The 16,534-nt window shown below is 53.9% G+C and carries 13 protein-coding genes and 1 pseudogene; 6 read left to right on the forward strand and 8 right to left on the reverse strand.

Annotated features, from left to right (window positions below; all coding sequences use genetic code 11):
* The first annotated feature begins 101 nt into the window (after positions 1–101).
* From QVF11_RS23760 to QVF11_RS23775, 4 genes are all read left to right on the forward strand, one after another.
* A complete protein-coding gene (locus QVF11_RS23760) occupies positions 102–869 on the forward strand; it encodes an IclR family transcriptional regulator (protein ID WP_112214812.1) in 768 nt (255 codons plus the stop codon).
* A gap of 229 nt (positions 870–1,098) precedes the next feature.
* On the forward strand, positions 1,099–1,998 hold the full coding sequence (locus QVF11_RS23765) for a dihydrodipicolinate synthase family protein (RefSeq protein ID WP_287859720.1): 900 nt from the start codon (positions 1,099–1,101) through the stop codon (positions 1,996–1,998).
* 18 nt (positions 1,999–2,016) lie between these two features.
* Positions 2,017–3,327: an MFS transporter gene (locus QVF11_RS23770; protein WP_110274909.1), complete on the forward strand. Its 1,311-nt coding sequence runs from the start codon at positions 2,017–2,019 to the stop codon at positions 3,325–3,327.
* Between the two features lie 34 nt (positions 3,328–3,361).
* On the forward strand, positions 3,362–4,957 hold the full coding sequence (locus tag QVF11_RS23775; RefSeq protein ID WP_287859724.1) for a UxaA family hydrolase: 1,596 nt from the start codon (positions 3,362–3,364) through the stop codon (positions 4,955–4,957).
* Positions 4,958–5,001: 44 nt separating this feature from the next.
* On the opposite strand, the gene livF is transcribed toward QVF11_RS23775, so the two are convergent.
* The 5 genes from livF to livK are packed head-to-tail and all read right to left on the reverse strand — an operon-like array spanning position 5,002 to position 9,864.
* Positions 5,002–5,715 carry a high-affinity branched-chain amino acid ABC transporter ATP-binding protein LivF gene (livF, locus tag QVF11_RS23780; RefSeq protein WP_110275061.1) on the reverse strand — a complete coding sequence of 238 codons (714 nt, stop codon included), beginning with the start codon at positions 5,713–5,715 and terminating at the stop codon, positions 5,002–5,004.
* A gap of 17 nt (positions 5,716–5,732) precedes the next feature.
* Positions 5,733–6,500, reverse strand: a complete 768-nt coding sequence (gene livG, locus QVF11_RS23785; RefSeq protein WP_110274907.1) for a high-affinity branched-chain amino acid ABC transporter ATP-binding protein LivG — start codon at positions 6,498–6,500, stop codon at positions 5,733–5,735.
* Positions 6,497–7,774 carry a branched chain amino acid ABC transporter permease LivM gene (gene livM / locus QVF11_RS23790; RefSeq protein ID WP_112214816.1) on the reverse strand — a complete coding sequence of 426 codons (1,278 nt, stop codon included), beginning with the start codon at positions 7,772–7,774 and terminating at the stop codon, positions 6,497–6,499. The genes livG and livM overlap by 4 nt, the downstream gene beginning before the upstream one ends.
* Positions 7,771–8,697: a high-affinity branched-chain amino acid ABC transporter permease LivH gene (gene livH, locus QVF11_RS23795; protein WP_110274905.1), complete on the reverse strand. Its 927-nt coding sequence runs from the start codon at positions 8,695–8,697 to the stop codon at positions 7,771–7,773. Before livH ends, livM begins: the two co-directional genes overlap by 4 nt.
* A 57-nt stretch (positions 8,698–8,754) precedes the next feature.
* Complete coding sequence (gene livK, locus QVF11_RS23800; protein ID WP_112214817.1) at positions 8,755–9,864, reverse strand: high-affinity branched-chain amino acid ABC transporter substrate-binding protein LivK; 1,110 nt, start codon at positions 9,862–9,864, stop codon at positions 8,755–8,757.
* 421 nt (positions 9,865–10,285) lie between these two features.
* Between livK and panM the strand changes: the two genes are divergently transcribed.
* Positions 10,286–10,675 (forward strand): aspartate 1-decarboxylase autocleavage activator PanM, encoded by a 390-nt coding sequence (gene panM, locus QVF11_RS23805; RefSeq protein WP_287859731.1) that lies wholly within the window; start codon positions 10,286–10,288, stop codon positions 10,673–10,675.
* 422 nt (positions 10,676–11,097) lie between these two features.
* Here the strand turns inward: panM and QVF11_RS23810 are convergent, their stop codons facing one another.
* Together QVF11_RS23810 and QVF11_RS23815 are read right to left on the reverse strand one after the other, a co-directional pair.
* Positions 11,098–12,201 carry a branched-chain amino acid ABC transporter substrate-binding protein gene (locus tag QVF11_RS23810; RefSeq protein ID WP_112214821.1) on the reverse strand — a complete coding sequence of 368 codons (1,104 nt, stop codon included), beginning with the start codon at positions 12,199–12,201 and terminating at the stop codon, positions 11,098–11,100.
* Positions 12,202–12,518: 317 nt separating this feature from the next.
* A complete protein-coding gene (locus tag QVF11_RS23815; RefSeq protein WP_142513349.1) occupies positions 12,519–13,784 on the reverse strand; it encodes a 4-aminobutyrate--2-oxoglutarate transaminase in 1,266 nt (421 codons plus the stop codon).
* Between the two features lie 118 nt (positions 13,785–13,902).
* Between QVF11_RS23815 and pdxR the strand changes: the two are divergent.
* Positions 13,903–15,419 (forward strand): annotated as a pseudogene (gene pdxR, locus QVF11_RS23820) (MocR-like pyridoxine biosynthesis transcription factor PdxR).
* A 34-nt stretch (positions 15,420–15,453) separates the two neighbouring features.
* Here pdxR and rpoH read toward each other — a convergent pair.
* Positions 15,454–16,308 (reverse strand): RNA polymerase sigma factor RpoH, encoded by an 855-nt coding sequence (rpoH, locus tag QVF11_RS23825; RefSeq protein ID WP_004106554.1) that lies wholly within the window; start codon positions 16,306–16,308, stop codon positions 15,454–15,456.
* Positions 16,309–16,534: the final 226 nt, after the last annotated feature.

Genomic DNA, 16,534 nt, shown 5'->3' on the forward strand with positions numbered 1-16,534 from the left:
TGCGAAAAAGAGAGGCTGGCCAGACTACAGATAAAAGGGAATCTGTAGTTAAATAAGGTTCGTTAAAAAGCACTCTCCGGCGAACCGTCACAAGGAAAAACATGAAGACGCTTCATAAACCTACCGAGCGCGTTTTACTCATTCTGGAAACATTAGCCAACGCGGATGGAATGACGCTCTCCGAACTGTCGCTCAAAACGGATATTTCAAAGGGAACCATTTTCCCCATCCTCAAATCATTACAATACCGAAAATATATCAGTCACGACGATCGCAACGGTATTTATACCCTGGGGATCTCATGCGCGGTGCTGGCCAGCTCAACGGTGGAAAAAGAGTTCTGGCTTAAAATGATCAACAGTGAAATGCATACTGTGGTCAATGAGTGCAATGAGGTTTGCCAGCTCGGCATTCTGGATGATGCCTGGGTGCTCTACGTCGATAAAGTTCAGGGCGATCAAACTGTTCAGCTGGTATCTAAAGTAGGAACTCGCCTTCCGGCAATCTGCTCCGCGTTGGGAAAAGCGCTGCTGCATAAGCACCGCGACGAAGAGATCCTGGAACTCTATCCGCAAGGTCTCCCTTCCGTCACCGCTCGCAGCGTGACGGATATGGCTCAGCTTCGTCAGCAGCTAGCGCTGGTTGAAGCCAACGGTTATGCCATGGACGACAGGGAAATCAACGACGATACCATCTGCTTCGCCGTGCCCCTGCAGCAGAAAAGCGTCATTCTGGCGGCAATCAGCGTCTCATTACCCTCTTTCCGCGCCACCGATGAAAAAGCGCAGCAGGTCATTCGTTCGTTAAAAGACGCGAAAGACCGAATTGAAAGCGTGCTGAATAAGCTTCCTGATATCAAAAATTACTGATTTATTCACCTAACAATGCCGCAGGAATTGTGATTCCCCACACAGTACCGATATTTAATCACTCGCTGCGGCACCTGATTTCCCTTCTCATTTCCTCATTAATTCATTGACTTAGTCAATAACCCAGACCTCTTTCTCACCATTTGACTTCACATTCATAGCGTGTTTACTTATGTCAAATCGCAAATACAAACAGTGTTTGTATATACGAACAAACAAGAGGAAAAATATGCAAAGTCGTTACATCACCCCAGCAATAACGGTTTTTGATGAACATGGCAGGCTGGATCCTGAAGGGAATTTCCGTCTGTACGATTTCATTAAAAATAGCGTCTCGGGATTTGTCGTCATGGGGAGTACCGGTGAGTTTTTCTCCCTGGATATGAAAACCTCCCGTCAGATAATTCAAATGGCGGCAGAATTCCCACGCGAAGGTATAAAGGCCTATGCTGGCACCAGCCGCATGGATATTGACGAGTGCGTAGAGCTGGCAAACTACGCCGACGAATGCGGGCTTGATGGCGTTATGATTATCAGCCCCTGGTACTTCCGCCTGACTGATGAGGGAATTTATACATTTTATAGCCAGATAGCTCGCCGCACCGCCGCCAAAATCTTCATCTATAACTTCCCGGAGCGCACCGGCTATTCCGTCTCGCCAGAGGTCTGCCTACGACTCGCCAGAGAGTTCCCAAACATTGTCGGTCTTAAAGACACCATTCCGGACACCAATCATACATCGCAGGTGATTCGCCAGGTAAAATCTGAACTACCGTATTTTGAAGTCTTTGCCGGTTATGACAATAATTTTGCGCATAACGTCTTGTCAGGAGGAGATGGATGTATCGGCGGGTTATCCAATATTTGCCCGGAGATCTTCCGCGACTGGATGCGGGCATTTAACGATAACAATCTGGACCAGATTTCGCTATTCCAGCAAAAAGTGGATGATTTAATGGATATTTACGCGGTTAACGATCCGTTCATTCCCACATTTAAAAAAGCGTTACAGCTGCGCGGAATTATTCAGTCCGATCGCTGCACGTCGCCTTTTAGCACGCTCTCAACCTGCCAGACCGAAAGTATTCAGCGGATACTTTCCCGTGCTGGCATTGAAATTAATGCCTGACCTCAACGCGGAGGTATTATGAAAACAATCACAGCTTACGATAACCCGGTCCTGAATTCCGCGATTACTAAATCATGGAAGCGCCTGGTGCCACTGATGTTTATTTTATACTTCATCGCCTTTATCGACAGGGTCAATGTGGGATTCGCCAAAGAGGCGATGCAGGTGGATATTGGGCTCTCCAACTCCGCCTTTGCCCTGGGCGCAGGGATATTTTTCGCCGCCTATGCGCTGTTTGGTATTCCCGCCAACCTGATCCTCAATAAGATTGGCGCGCAAAAATGGTTAAGCATCACCACCGCGCTGTGGGGTGTGCTCTCTGCTCTTACTGGCCTGGTACAGACGGAAACCCAGTTTATTGTCCTGCGCTTCTTATTGGGATTAGGTGAGGCCGGTTTTTACCCCGGCATTCTGCTGTTGGCCTCGATTTACTTCCCCAATAAAGTTCGCGCATCGGTGGTCGGTATTTTCGTGCTCGGCGTGCCTCTGGCGCTGACATTAGGTTCGCCAATCTCCGGCGCGCTTTTGGAAATGCACGGATTTCTCGGCAAGCCCGGCTGGTTCTGGATGTTCTTTATCGAAGGGATCCCGGCGGTCATTATGGGCATCTTTGCCTGGTTCTGGCTTGATGATACGCCAGCCAAAGCGCGCTTCCTGACCGAAGAAGAGAAAAAAGCGCTGATTGAACAGCTTCAACAGGAGCAGCGACAAACCGAAACCAGCAGCGTCAGTACCGCGCTGAAAAGCCTTAAAGTCTGGCACCTGGCGCTGATCTACGGCACCATCCAAATCAGCGTTTACGGACTGATGTTCTTCCTGCCTTCGCAAGTTGCCTCATTAATGGGATCCACGCTCGGCTTTAAAGAGTCGTTAGTTGCCGCCATTCCGTGGGCTTGCTCTGCCGTCGGCGTTTATTACATCCCGCGTCTGGCAGACAAAATGCCGAACCGCCGGATCCTGATTTCGGTACTGTGTATGCTGGCAGCGGCGCTGGGTCTGTTTGTTTCGGCCTGGTCCGGCCCGGTGCTGGCCATTGCCGCCCTCTCGCTCTCGGCGATTGGCTTCCTCTCCGTACAACCTATTTTCTGGACCTTCCCGGCGCAGATTGTGTCAGGTTCAGCACTGGCGGCCAGTATCGGTTTCTGTACCACGATGGGCGCGTTTTGTAGCTTTCTGGCACCGCTCATTCGCGTTGAGGTCGATGCCTTCTTCGGCAACGATTCGGCGGGACTGGTTGCCCTGTCGCTTATCACCGTCTGCTGCGCACTGCTGATTGCCGCACTCGCAGGCAGAAAAGCGACAAACGGCGTCGCGGTCACCCATCACTAAAGTCCTGATGCACTCATAACAAAGGATAAATAAAATGCAGACCATCTTAAAAATTGACCCTACTGACAACTTGATCGTTGCGCTGCAAGACTTACGCAAAGACCAGCGGGTTAACTGGAACGATGAAGAGTACGTTTTGCGTAGCAATGTCAAAGCCAAACACAAGTTCGCCACCCAGGATATCCAGCCCGGCGATATCGTTTCGCTATATGGCGTTCCGGTTGGCAAAGCGACGCAGCCGATCATCCGCGGCGAAGCTATCACTACCGAGAATATTAAACACTATGCGGCCCCGGTTTCGCTTGACGATGTTGCGCCCTATGACTGGCAGCAGCCCGATGTCTCCGCTTGGCAGCAGCGAACTTTCCGCGGGATCGTTCGCGAAGATGGCCGGGTCGCTACGGCGAACTACTGGCTGGTCATTCCACTGGTATTCTGTGAAAACCGCAACGTTCAGCGCGTCACCGATGCGCTAAACGACGCCCTCGGCTATGCCAATAACGGCCTGAAAAATTTCGCCCGACAGGTAACATCGGCCAGTGCTTTAAACGATAACCGGCATCTGCCATTCCCGCATCTTGATGGTATTCGCTGTATTACCGTCAACTCCGGCTGCGGCGGCGCAACATCAGACAGCATGACGATGTGCGACGTCCTTGCCGCTTATTCCGATCACCCCAACGTTCTCGGCGTTACGGTCTTCGCGCTGGGCTGCGAAAAAGCGCGGATTGTTGATTTCAAGGCCGCACTCGCGAAGCGTAACCCACAGTTCAGCAAGCCGGTAATCTACTTCAGACAGCAGGACTGGAGTAGCGAAGAAAAAATGATGCAGGATGCATTGACCGAAACGTACAACGCAATTCGCGAAGCGCCCGTCGCTGAGCGCCAGGACGTCCCGCTCTCCCACCTCAAAATCGGCGTGAAGTGCGGCGCTTCCGACGGATTCTCAGGGATCAGCGCGAACCCGGCCATGGGCGAAGTATCAGACCGCCTTGTCGCCCTCGGCGGCGCATCCGGGCTGGCGGAGTTCCCGGAGCTGTGCGGCGCGGAGGGGGATATCGTACAACGCTGCATGAATCGCGAGCTGAAAGAGAAGTTTCTGTCGCTGATGAAAAACTATGAGCACGTGGCTAACTTCTTCGGCACCACCATTGCCGATAATCCCAGTCCGGGAAATATTGCCGATGGACTGATTACGGACGCCATCAAATCCGCCGGTGCGGCGAAAAAAGGCGGCAGAGCGCCGGTGAGCGCAGTATGCGACTACGCCGAACCGATGGGCGAGAGCGGCCTTTCGCTGGTCTGTACGCCGGGTAACGATGTCGATGCGGTGACGGGGCTGGTTGCAGCAGGATGCAACGTCGTTATCTTCTCTACCGGGCTCGGTACGCCGACGGGTAACCCTATCGTTCCGGTTCTCAAAGTTTCGACCAACTCTACGCTGGCGAAAAAGATGCCGGACATTATCGATTACGACTGCGGGCCGATTATCGAAGGAACGCCGCTGGCGGAAATCGCCGACGGCCTGTTTGAGAAAATCATCGCCACCGCCAGCGGGAGCTGGCAGACGAAAGCGGATGCGCTTGAACAGTATGATTTTATGATGTGGAAACGATCGCTGGAGCTGTAGGAATCGAGCAAAACGCCCGGCTGATGCCGGGCGTTTTTACTTCATTACCCACCCAGATAAGCGCTGCGTACCGCTTCGTTCGCCAGCAGCGCATCACCGGTATCCTCTAACACCACGTGGCCGTTTTCCAGCACGTAACCGCGGTCAGCCAACTTCAGCGCCTGGTTAGCGTTCTGCTCGACAAGAAATATTGTCATTCCTTGTTCGCGCAGCTGTTCGATGGTGTCGAAGATTTGCTGAATGATAATCGGCGCCAGTCCCAGCGAAGGCTCATCGAGCAGCAGCAGACGCGGCTGGCTCATCAACGCACGGCCAATCGCCAGCATCTGCTGTTCGCCGCCGGACATAGTGCCCGCTCGCTGAACCCGACGTTCATGCAGGCGCGGAAACAGCTCGTAGACCCACTTGATGCGGGTCTGAAACTGGTCACGCTCGGCAAAAAAGCCGCCCATCGCCAGGTTCTCTTCTACCGTCATGCGCGAGAAGACGCGACGTCCTTCCGGCACAATCGCCACCGCTTCACGCATGATCTTCGCCGTCTGCCAGTCGGTAATATCTTTACCGTCGAAAACAACGCGCCCACTGGAAGCGCGCGGATCGCCGCACAGCGTACCCAGCAGCGTGGTTTTCCCCGCGCCGTTCGCGCCAATCAGGGTGACAATCTCCCCCTGGTTAATGTGCAGACTGACGTTATGCAGCGCCTGAATCTTGCCGTAGTGCGCGCTGACGTTGTCAAAAGATAACATCACTTTTTCCATCTTATCCGTCACCACCATTATGCTTCACCTAAATAGGCGCGGATCACGTCCGGGTTATTGCGGATCTCTTCCGGCGTACCGTTGGCCAGCGGCGTGCCCTGGTTTACCACGTAAATACGATCGGAAATGCCCATCACCAGCTTCATATCGTGCTCAATCAGCAGGATAGTGGTGTTGTGATGGTTGCGCAGCTCGACAATCAGTTCGTCCAGCTCTTTGGTCTCTTTCGGGTTCAGCCCTGCCGCCGGTTCGTCCAGCATCAGGATTTCCGGCTGGGTCACCATACAGCGGGCGATCTCCAGACGACGCTGGTCGCCATAGGCCAGGTTGCTGGCCTGACGGTTGGCGTGCTCAAGCAGGCCGATGCGTTCAAGCCAGGTGGCGGCGCGATCGAGCGCTTCGCTCTGCGCACGGCGGAAAGATGGCGTTTTCAGCAGGCCAGAGAAGACGCCGGTTTTCAGTTGCTGGTGTTGCGCCACTAACAGGTTTTCAATCACCGTCATTTCGCGGAACAGGCGCACGTGCTGGAAAGTACGCACCACACCCATACGGGCAATCTGCTGGCCCGGCAACCCTTCGAGATGCTGGTCGCGCAGCATAATGCTACCGCCGGTCGGTTTATAGAAACCGGTCAGGCAGTTAAATACCGTCGTTTTGCCGGCACCGTTAGGGCCGATAAGCGACACAATCTCCCGCTCGCGCAGCTCCAGCGACACGTTGTTGACCGCCAACAGGCCGCCGAAACGCATCATCAGGCCGTTTACGGATAATAATGGCTGACTCATGCCTGCTCTCCTTTCGCTTGACCGTTTTTCAGCTTCAGCTGCGGACGGGTCATCGGCAGAAGGCCCTGCGGACGCCAGATCATCATCAGTACCATTAACGCACCCAGCATCAACATGCTGTACTCATTGAAATCACGCATCAGCTCGCGCGATACCACCAACAGAACTGCCGCCAGGATAACCGCAAACTGCGAGCCCATCCCGCCTAGCACCACAATCGCCAGCACAAAAGCCGACTCGGCGAAGGTAAAGGATTCCGGGCTGACGAAGCCCTGACGGGCAGCGAACAGCGTTCCGGCAAAACCAGCAAACGCGGCGCTAATGGTAAAAGCAGTCAGCTTGATACGCGTCGGACTGAGGCCCAGTGAGCGGCAGGCTATCTCATCTTCACGCAGCGCTTCCCACGCGCGGCCCAACGGCATACGCAGCAGGCGGTTAATCACGAACAGGCTCAGCACCACCAGCAGCAGAGCGACCAGGTAGAGAAAGATCACGCGATCGGACGGGTCGTACTTCACGTTAAAGAAGTTGCTGAAAGTATCCCAGCCGCCTTCGCGGGCGCTGCGGCTAAATTCAAGACCGAAGAGGGTCGGTTTGGGGATCTGGCTGATACCGTTCGGACCGCCGGTTATTTCGGTGTTGTTGAGCAACAGGATACGCACGATTTCACCGAAGCCGAGGGTCACAATCGCCAGATAGTCACCGCGCAGGCGCAGTACCGGGAAGCCGAGCAGGAAGCCCGCAGCCGCTGAGACCAGCCCCGCCAATGGCAGGCAGGTCCAGAACCCCAGGCCGTAATAGTGGTTCAACAGTGCGAAGGTGTAAGCGCCGATGGCATAGAAACCACCGTAGCCCAATACCAGCAGGCCGGAAAGCCCCACTACCACGTTAAGACCCAGGCCGAGGATGATATAGATCATCGTCAACGTGGCGATATCCACCGTCCCGCGCGACACCATGAACGGCCACGCCACGGCGATAACCAGCAGGGCAATCAGGAACAGCTTCTGTTTAACCGTCGAACCATCGATAGCTGGCAGAATAAACTTCGGTCCGGAGACGTTTTTCATGGTTTTCTGAAAAACAGGACGCAGTAACTGGAAGAGGAAGACGACCGCGGTGCCGATAAAGATCCACTGCCAGCGGATATCGGCGGCGGTATCCACCACTAGCTTGGTGCCGTCCAGCTCCAGCTGCACGCCCATAAAGACGCCAGCCAGAATAAAGAACATCACCGCAGACAGCAGCGCCATCGCAAAATGCATCGGTTTCATACTTTCTCTACCTCCGGGCGACCCAGAATGCCGGTCGGCATCACCAGCAGCACCACAATCAGCAGGGCAAAGGAGACGACATCTTTATATTCCGTGCTGAGATAGGCAGAGGAAAGCGCTTCCGCGATACCCAAAATCAGACCGCCAATCATCGCGCCTGGAATACTGCCGATGCCACCCAGAACCGCAGCGGTAAAGGCTTTCATCCCGGCCATAAAGCCGATATAGGGGTTGATAACGCCATAGAACTGACCGAGCAACACACCCGCGACCGCCGCCATTGCCGCGCCGATGACAAAGGTCAGCGCGATCACGCGGTCGGTGTTAATCCCCAGCAAGCTGGCCATTTTGAGGTCTTCAGCGCAGGCGCGACAGGCGCGGCCCATGCGGGAATAGCGGATAAACACCGTCAGCGCCAACATGGCGATAAAGGTTACGACCCAGATAACGGCCTGCATGGTGGTGATGGTAGCAGAGAAGTTTTCGCTGCTGCCTACCGTCCACTGGCCGTTAAACAGACTCGGCAGCGCGACATCGCGCGAACCTTCCGTCAGGCTGACGTAGTTTTGCAGGAAAATGGACATCCCGATGGCAGAGATCAGCGCAATCAGGCGCTTGGAGCTGCGTACAGGCCGATAGGCCACGCGTTCGATACTCCACCCGTAGGCGCTGGCAATCACAATCGCCCCCACAAATCCGGCAGCGACCAGCAGCCAACTGGTATCAATGCCCATCATCATCAGGGCGGCAATGATCATGAAGGAGACATAGCTGCCAATCATGTAAACCTCGCCGTGGGCGAAGTTGATCATGCCGATAATGCCGTACACCATGGTATAGCCGATGGCGATCAGCGCGTAGGTACTGCCCAGCGTGACGCCGTTAAACATCTGCTGCAGAAAATAGAGAAACTGCTCGGACATAAGGTAACCTTTTTCTACCGCCCGACGCGCGGGCGGTGGGATAACTTGTCTTATGGCTTATTTCGCGAGGGTGGATGACCCGTCCGCATGCCACTGGAAGACACCAAACTCAAATCCCTTCAAATCGCCTTTTTCGTCCCAATTCAGCGGCCCAATCACGGTTTTCGCACCGTGAGCTTTCAGATCTTTGATTAAATCCAGCGGCTCCTGGCTGCTGGCTCTGTCCATCGCCTGCGCCAGAGACTGCACAGCGGCGTAGGTGATCCAGACATACGGACCGCTTGGATCTTTCTTCTCAGCTTTGAGCGCGTCAACGATAGCGCTGTTCGCCGGATCCTGGTCATAGCGTTTTGGCATCGTGACCAGCATGCCTTCCGCCGCATCGCCCGCGATGTTGGACAGCGACGCGTTACCCACACCTTCCGGCCCCATAAACACGGTTTTCAGGCCCACGGAACGCGCCTGGCGCAGCATCTGGCCCATTTCCGGGTAGTAGCCGCCGTAGTAAACGAAGTCGATATTCTCTTTCTTCAGGCGTGCCAACAGCGCGGAGAAGTCTTTTTCACCGGCAGTAATACCGTCAAAGAAGACGATATTCGCCCCGCCTTTTTTCAGGCTATCCTGGACAGAACGCGCCAGGCCTTCACCGTATTGCTGCTTATCATGAATGATAGCAATTCGCTGCGGCTTGACGTTTTCCATGATGTATTTAGCAGCGGTCGGCCCCTGAGAAGAGTCCAGACCCGCGGTACGCATAATGTACTGGTAGCCGCGCTGAGTCAGTTCCGGGTTGGTCGCCCCCGGAGAGATCATCAGAACACCCTCGTCTTCATAGATATCTGATGCGGGCTGAGTGGAAGAAGAGCAGAGGTGGCCGATAACATACTGGATGCCGTCGTTTATGATTTTGTTGGCAACCGCAACGGCCTGTTTCGGGTCGCAGGCGTCGTCATATTCCACGCCAACCAGCTTATCGCCCTTGATGCCGCCCTGGGCATTAATATCTTTAATCGCCTGACGCGCGCCGTTGAATTCCATATCGCCCCACTGGGCTACCGGGCCAGACATCGCGCCAACAACAGCGACTTTAATATCCTTGGCCATTACCGCATGGGACATCGCCAGTGCGACGAATCCCGCGATAATTGTTTTCGCGTTCCTTTTCATGCTGCAGAACCCCGTTCGTGATGTGATGTAAATATTTTGTATTTTTATGGTTAAAAAGCATTCTGTGCTTTTATTAAACAACGCTACTTTTACCATTATCTTTAATGGTTTAGCGCAGTTTTTTGCCTGAATCCAGATTAAAATCTCTATTTTTCAGGCGATTAAGCAAAGATAATATTCTGTATTCGATGGAAGATAAACAAAAAAAGTCCAGTAAACAGCATAAAATAACGATACATAAGGCGGAATAAAACGCTACATATTAGGTTAAAATTCTGCTTATTTTTCGATCCATGATGAATTGCGCTACCCTGCTCCATCCAGGAAAACGAATCACCTGATGAATGCGCAAAAAACAGCGCTCCGCCTGACAGTGAATTTGGATACACTGAGGCATCCGTTTTGACTGGACTCACCGCGCATGAAACTGACCATTATTCGTTTACAACACTTCAGCGATCAGGACCGCATCGACTTAGCGAAAATCTGGCCATCGCAGGATCTGGCGGCATTAACCTTAGATGATCGCCAGCGTATTTATGCCGCCCGTTTTAACGAGCGCCTGCTGGGAGCGGTTCACGTGACGCTGAGCGGCGTCGCGGGCGAGCTAAGCGCACTGTGCGTGCGTGAAGTGACCCGCCGTCGCGGCGTCGGGCAATATTTAGTCGAGGAAGTCTTGCGGGATAACCCAGAAATCAGCTGCTGGCGGGTAGAGGATGCTGGCGTGGAAGACCGCGGCGTGATGGCGGCGTTTATGCAGGCGCTGGGGTTTAGCGCACAGACGGGCGGTTGGGAAAAACACTGCAAGTAGCCCGGACAGGCGCGACGCGCCGCCTCCGGGGATATGTGGTCTGGAGCCGCCTGATGTCCTCACTCCAAACCTCTCCCACGGGAGAGGGAGCAAACACTAAAAAAGGCAACTTACGTTGCCTTTTTGCTTCTACCTTTGCCCTCATCTATACGAAGACGCAAGGAGCCACTGATTTAACTAAGAATTTCGCATTGCAGAAAGGCGGCAAGAACCGAAATCCCCGGAAGCTTACATCAGTAAGTGACCGGGGTTGAGGGACGCAGCCAACGCATCTGCGGCGCGAAAGGCCTCATCATTTAACCAAGAATTTCACGTTGCAGAAAGGCGGCAAGAACCGAAATCCCCGGAAGCTTACATCAGTAAGTGACCGGGGTTGAGGGACGCAGCCAACGCATCTGCGGCGCGAAAGGCGCAGGTTAAATTTATTTGGCGTCGGTCGCAGTACCGTTAGCATGCCAGGTAAACACGCCGAACTCGAAGCCTTTCAGATCGCCCTTCTCGTTCCAGGAGAGCGGCCCCATAACGGTTTCGACCGTCGCACCCTTCAGATACTTAGCGATTTCCGCCGGATCTTCAGACTGATTCAGGCCCGCTTCCAGAGATTGCAGCGCGGCATAGGTGGTCCACACAAACGCGCCGCTCGGATCTTGTTTCTTCGCTTTGATAGCGTCGACGATCGGTTTGTTCGCCGGAACCTGATCATAGTTCTTCGGCTTAGTCACCAGCATACCTTCCGCAGAAGCGCCCGCGATGTTAGACAGCGAAACGTTCGCTACCCCTTCTGGACCCATAAACTGGGTTTTCAGGCCAGCGGCGCGGGACTGGCGCAGGATCTGCCCCATCTCCGGGTGGTAACCGCCGTAGTAAACGAAGTCGATATTCTCTTTCTTCAGGCGCGCAACCAGGGTAGAGAAGTCTTTCTCACCAGCGGTGATGCCGTCAAAGAACACCACGTTAGCGCCGCCTTTCTTCAGGTTGTCCTGCACCGCACGCGCCAGGCCCTCGCCATATTGCTGCTTATCATGAACAATCGCGATACGCTGCGGCTTCACCTGGTCCAGAATATATTTTGCGGCGGTCGGCCCCTGGTCAGAGTCAAGACCGGTGGTACGCAGAATCAGGTGATAGCCGCGAGCAGTCAGTTCCGGTGCGGTTGCCGCTGGAGTGATCATCAGCACGCCTTCATCTTCATAGATATCAGACGCCGGCTGAGTGGAAGAAGAGCACAGGTGACCAATAACGTACTTGATGCCGTCGTTAATGACTTTGTTTGCCACAGCAACCGCTTGTTTCGGATCACAGGCGTCGTCGTATTTTACCATCTGCAGCTTATTGCCTTTGATACCGCCTTTGGCGTTGATATCAGCAATGGCCTGCTCTGCCCCAGTAAACTCCTGGTCGCCATACTGCGCTACCGGGCCAGACATCGCGCCAACGACGGCCACTTTAATGTCTTCGGCCATTGCCGCACTACTCATAATTAAGGCAATACATCCTGCCAGTAACGCTTTACCCTTCATATTCATCCTGAGGCTCCCCATTATTATGGTTTTTGCATTTGTTGTGATGTTGTTTGATAGCGCATTATTCTAATTAGACACATAAGAAAAGCATATGATAGTTAGATTAGGGTCTGCTGCCTGCGCTTTTGCAGCACACTATGCTAAACATACCGTCATTCAGGGGAATTGGAAACGATAAAATTGCGGGTTATGTAACAGATAAGTGACAAATAAAAATCGGCGCCAAAAGAAAACGTCACGGGCTAAACGATAGACGGGATGTATATAACGCTTAGGGATAATGAGTCTGCGGCAGCATCAACCACCGCAGACGGAGGGAATCAGTTCTTCAGGATGCGGGCCAGAATATCCAGCGCCTTAGTAAACTGCGCATCCGGAATAGTAAGCGGATAGAGGAAGCGAATCACGTTGCCGTAAACGCCACAGCTCAGTAGCAGCAGGCCATTTTCCTGGGCTTTTTGCTGGATCTGGCGGGTGATTTCCGCCGACGGTTCACCGGTTTGCGGATCGTTAAATTCTACTGCCACCATCGAACCCTGTCCGCGAACGTCAGCAATGGCCGGGCAGTTCTGACGCGCCTGATTTAGCACCTCTTTCAGGTGGCTGCCCAGCTGTTCAGCACGCTGACACAGCTGCTCTTCTTCAATGACATCAAGTACCGCGTGCGCCGCCGCAACTGCCAGAGGGTTACCGGCATAGGTGCCACCGAGGCCGCCCGGCGCTGGCGCATCCATCACCTCGGCGCGACCAACTACGCCAGAAAGCGGGAAGCCACCGGCGAGGCTTTTAGCCATCGTCATCAGGTCCGGCTTCACATCATAATGCTGCATCGCAAAGAGTTTGCCGGTACGCGCAAAGCCGGTTTGCACTTCATCGGCAATCAGCAAAATGCCGTGGGTATCGCACAGCGCGCGCAGAGCCTGCATAAAATCAGACGGTGCAACGTTAAAGCCGCCTTCGCCCTGAATCGGCTCCAGCACAATCGCCGCGACCTGGTCTGCTGCAATATCGGCTTTGAAAATGCGCTCAAGGCTTTTCATCGCGTCGGCGGTAGTAATACCGTGAGCGGCGTTTGGGTAGACGGCGTGATAGACCGAGCCCGGGAACGGGCCAAAGCCAATCTTATAGGGAGCCACTTTGCCGGTCAGCGCCATGGTCATAAAGGTACGGCCGTGGAAACCGCCGCCAAAGGTGATCAAACCCGGACGTCGGGTATAAGCGCGAGCAATCTTCACCGCATTTTCAACCGCTTCTGCTCCAGTGGTAAAGAACGCAGTTTTCGCCGGGCCATCAATCGGCGCCAGGTCGTTAATGCGTTCAGCCAGGGTGACATAGCTCTCATATGGGACAATCTGATAAGCGGTATGGGTAAATGCCTGTAGTTGCTGTTCAACTGCGGCAACCACTTTTGGATGACGATGCCCGGTGTTCAGCACCGCAATACCGGCGGCGAAATCAATCACCTCATTGCCTTCAAGATCCCACAACGTAGCGTTCTCTGCTTTCTCAACAAAGTAACTGCACATTACCCCTACGCCGCGCGGAGTCGCCTGCTGGCGACGCTGATTCAGTTCTGAACTTTTCACCCGAGAATCTCCTGTCATGTATGTTACTCTATCGCAACAAATTCGAAACTATGTCGTTTATTTACACAGGATTTGGCTCTACAATCGAGTACCAATTCAGATTATCTGAGGGATCCAATTGCGCTCGCTCGTCGCAGACCTGGTACTGGTCAGATTGCAGGAAGAAGCAGACCCACTCCTGCATAAACGTCTTTATAAGGCGATTCGTCGCTCAATTCTGGACGGTTCTCTGCCGCCCCATAGCCGCCTGCCCCCCTCACGAGATCTGGCCGGGGAATTACGAATATCACGCAACACAATTCTAACAGTTTACGAACAACTACTTGCTGAGGGATATGTCGTTTCCCGCCGCGGTAGCGGGACGTTTGTGGCAAAAACGCTGCCTGATATGTTCCCTTCCGCAAGCTGCGCCAATGAAAACAGCGCCATGCCTGCGACAACAGCGCATATCTCCCGACGTGGTCAGCATCTACTGAGTCACGTTAGCGCTAGCCCTCGCCAGTGGGGGGCTTTTATCCCTGGCGTTCCGGACGTCAACGCCTTCCCCCATCCGCTGTTTAGTAAAATTCAGGCGCGCATCAGCCGCCGCCCGAAACCGGAACAACTTAGCTATAGCTGCAATGGCGGCACGCCCGAACTGCAACATGCGCTGGTGGACTACTTAAGAGTAGCGCGCGGCGTGCAGTGTCAGGCAGATCAGATTCTTATTACTGAAGGGATCCACCAGGCCATCGACCTGGTCACCCGTATGCTGTGCGACAACGGGGATCTTGCCTGGGTCGAAGAACCGTCTTATTGGGGTATTCGCCACGTGCTGGCGATGAATGAAGTACGAGCAGAACCGATTACCGTTGATGCCAATGGCCTGTGTCCGCCCGACACCATCGCCGAAGCGCCAAGGCTTATCTTCGTCACGCCATCCCATCAGTATCCGCTGGGCGCGGTAATGAGCCTTGAGCGCCGACAGCGGCTGCTGGCGCTGGCTCATCAGCACGGAAGCTGGATTGTGGAGGATGACTACGACAGTGAGTTTCGCTTTTCCGGTCAGCCGATACCGGCTCTTCAGGGCCTGGCCCCCGAAGCACCAGTGGTCTACGTCGGCACGTTTAGTAAGACGCTCTATCCGGGGCTTCGGCTGGGCTATGTGGTGCTTCCACGACCACTGGCGGCTGAACTCAAAAATGCCCATGCCGAACTTTATCGCGGTGGTCACTCGCTGATCCAGCTGGCGCTGGCAGAATTTATCAACGCCGGACATTATTCGGCGCATATTCGCCGCATGCGCCTGCTGTACAGCCGCCGTCGCATCTTTTTGACCGAGCTTATTCAGCGTCACTGCAGCCCACACACGCTGTCGGATTTTAGTGATAATGCCGGACTGCATCTGATTCTGAATCTGCCGGATGAGGCGGATGACGTCGCCATTGCCCGGGATGCCAACGCGCGCAATATTTTAGTGCGCCCGCTGTCGCGCTATTATCTGACGGCGCAGCGTAAGAAAGGATTGTTAATGGGTTTTGCCTCCCAGCCTGAAACGCAGATGGAAGCCGCGTTCAAAATCCTGCTCCAGTGCCTGCAAATGCACTGCCCACAGGCGCTGGTTGGGAGCTGAAAAAACAAAACGCCCCAACGTAATGTGGGGCGTTATCGGGGGAAGCTGACGCTCAGATTAGGCTTCGATAGCAGCGCGCAGCTTTTTCATGGCATTCTTTTCAAGCTGACGCACACGTTCGGCCGAAACGCCGTAGCGATCTGCCAGCTCCTGCAGCGTGGACTTGTTATCTTCGTCCAGCCAGCGGGCGCGGATGATATCCTGGCTGCGCTCGTCGAGACCCTGCATCGCGTCAGTCAGCTTATTCGCCGCCTGCTCTTCCCAGTTATCGTCTTCAATGCCGTCGGCAAAGTTAGACGTTTTATCCTGCAGATAGAGCACTGGTGCCATCGGCTGGCTATCGGACTCATCATCTGACGACATATCGAAGGTCATGTCCTGCGCTGCCATACGTGACTCCATCTCACGCACGTCTTTGCTCGACACGCCCAGCTCGCGGGCAACCATTTCCACTTCATCCTGGTTGAACCAGCCCAGACGCTGCTTGGTTTTACGCAGGTTAAAGAACAGCTTACGCTGCGCTTTAGTGGTCGCGACCTTCACGATACGCCAGTTACGCAGCACGTATTCGTGAATTTCCGCTTTGATCCAGTGCACGGCGAAGGAAACCAGGCGCACGCCCACTTCCGGGTTAAAACGGCGCACGGCTTTCATCAGGCCGATGTTACCTTCCTGAATCAGATCCGCCTGCGGCAGGCCATAGCCCGAGTAGTTACGAGCAATATGAACAACAAAGCGCAGGTGAGACAGGATCAGCTTTTTCGCTGCTTCCAGATCGCCCTGGTAATGCAGCTTTTCAGCAAGCTCCCGCTCTTCATCAGCCGATAACATCGGCCAAGTGTTCGCAGCCCGGATGTAGGATTCCAGGTTACCAACGGGGGCTAAGGCTAAAGTTTGCATATCTTTGGTCATTCAAATCCTCTCAATCGATATCTTCTGACATCATTCTGTCCTCACAACGGAGCAACAAACATGCCAGCATTGATGAGCAACGAGAATATCACTCACATTAGTATCAGACAGTGATTTTATCCACAAGTTCCATGCAATGATGTGAATAGATTACGCACAAAATGTGACATGGAGATGAACTAAAGGGGAGAGCCAACAGGGACTCTTTCCCTGCAGAGAGACATTC

This window comes from Klebsiella sp. (genome assembly GCF_027492335.1).
GTDB lineage: Bacteria > Pseudomonadota > Gammaproteobacteria > Enterobacterales > Enterobacteriaceae > Klebsiella > Klebsiella huaxiensis.

Bases quoted from the DNA above. Each gene is read 5' to 3' on its own strand.
- livF (WP_110275061.1), bottom strand. From the start codon at position 5,715: ATGGAAAAAGTGATGTTATCTTTTGACAACGTCAGCGCGCACTACGGC.
- rpoH (WP_004106554.1), bottom strand. From the start codon at position 16,308: ATGACCAAAGATATGCAAACTTTAGCCTTAGCCCCCGTTGGTAACCTG.
- livH (WP_110274905.1), bottom strand. From the start codon at position 8,697: ATGTCCGAGCAGTTTCTCTATTTTCTGCAGCAGATGTTTAACGGCGTC.
- panM (WP_287859731.1), top strand. From the start codon at position 10,286: ATGAAACTGACCATTATTCGTTTACAACACTTCAGCGATCAGGACCGC.
- QVF11_RS23760 (WP_112214812.1), top strand. From the start codon at position 102: ATGAAGACGCTTCATAAACCTACCGAGCGCGTTTTACTCATTCTGGAA.
- livG (WP_110274907.1), bottom strand. From the start codon at position 6,500: ATGAGTCAGCCATTATTATCCGTAAACGGCCTGATGATGCGTTTCGGC.
- QVF11_RS23770 (WP_110274909.1), top strand. From the start codon at position 2,017: ATGAAAACAATCACAGCTTACGATAACCCGGTCCTGAATTCCGCGATT.
- QVF11_RS23765 (WP_287859720.1), top strand. From the start codon at position 1,099: ATGCAAAGTCGTTACATCACCCCAGCAATAACGGTTTTTGATGAACAT.
- QVF11_RS23810 (WP_112214821.1), bottom strand. From the start codon at position 12,201: ATGAATATGAAGGGTAAAGCGTTACTGGCAGGATGTATTGCCTTAATT.
- livK (WP_112214817.1), bottom strand. From the start codon at position 9,864: ATGAAAAGGAACGCGAAAACAATTATCGCGGGATTCGTCGCACTGGCG.
- livM (WP_112214816.1), bottom strand. From the start codon at position 7,774: ATGAAACCGATGCATTTTGCGATGGCGCTGCTGTCTGCGGTGATGTTC.
- QVF11_RS23775 (WP_287859724.1), top strand. From the start codon at position 3,362: ATGCAGACCATCTTAAAAATTGACCCTACTGACAACTTGATCGTTGCG.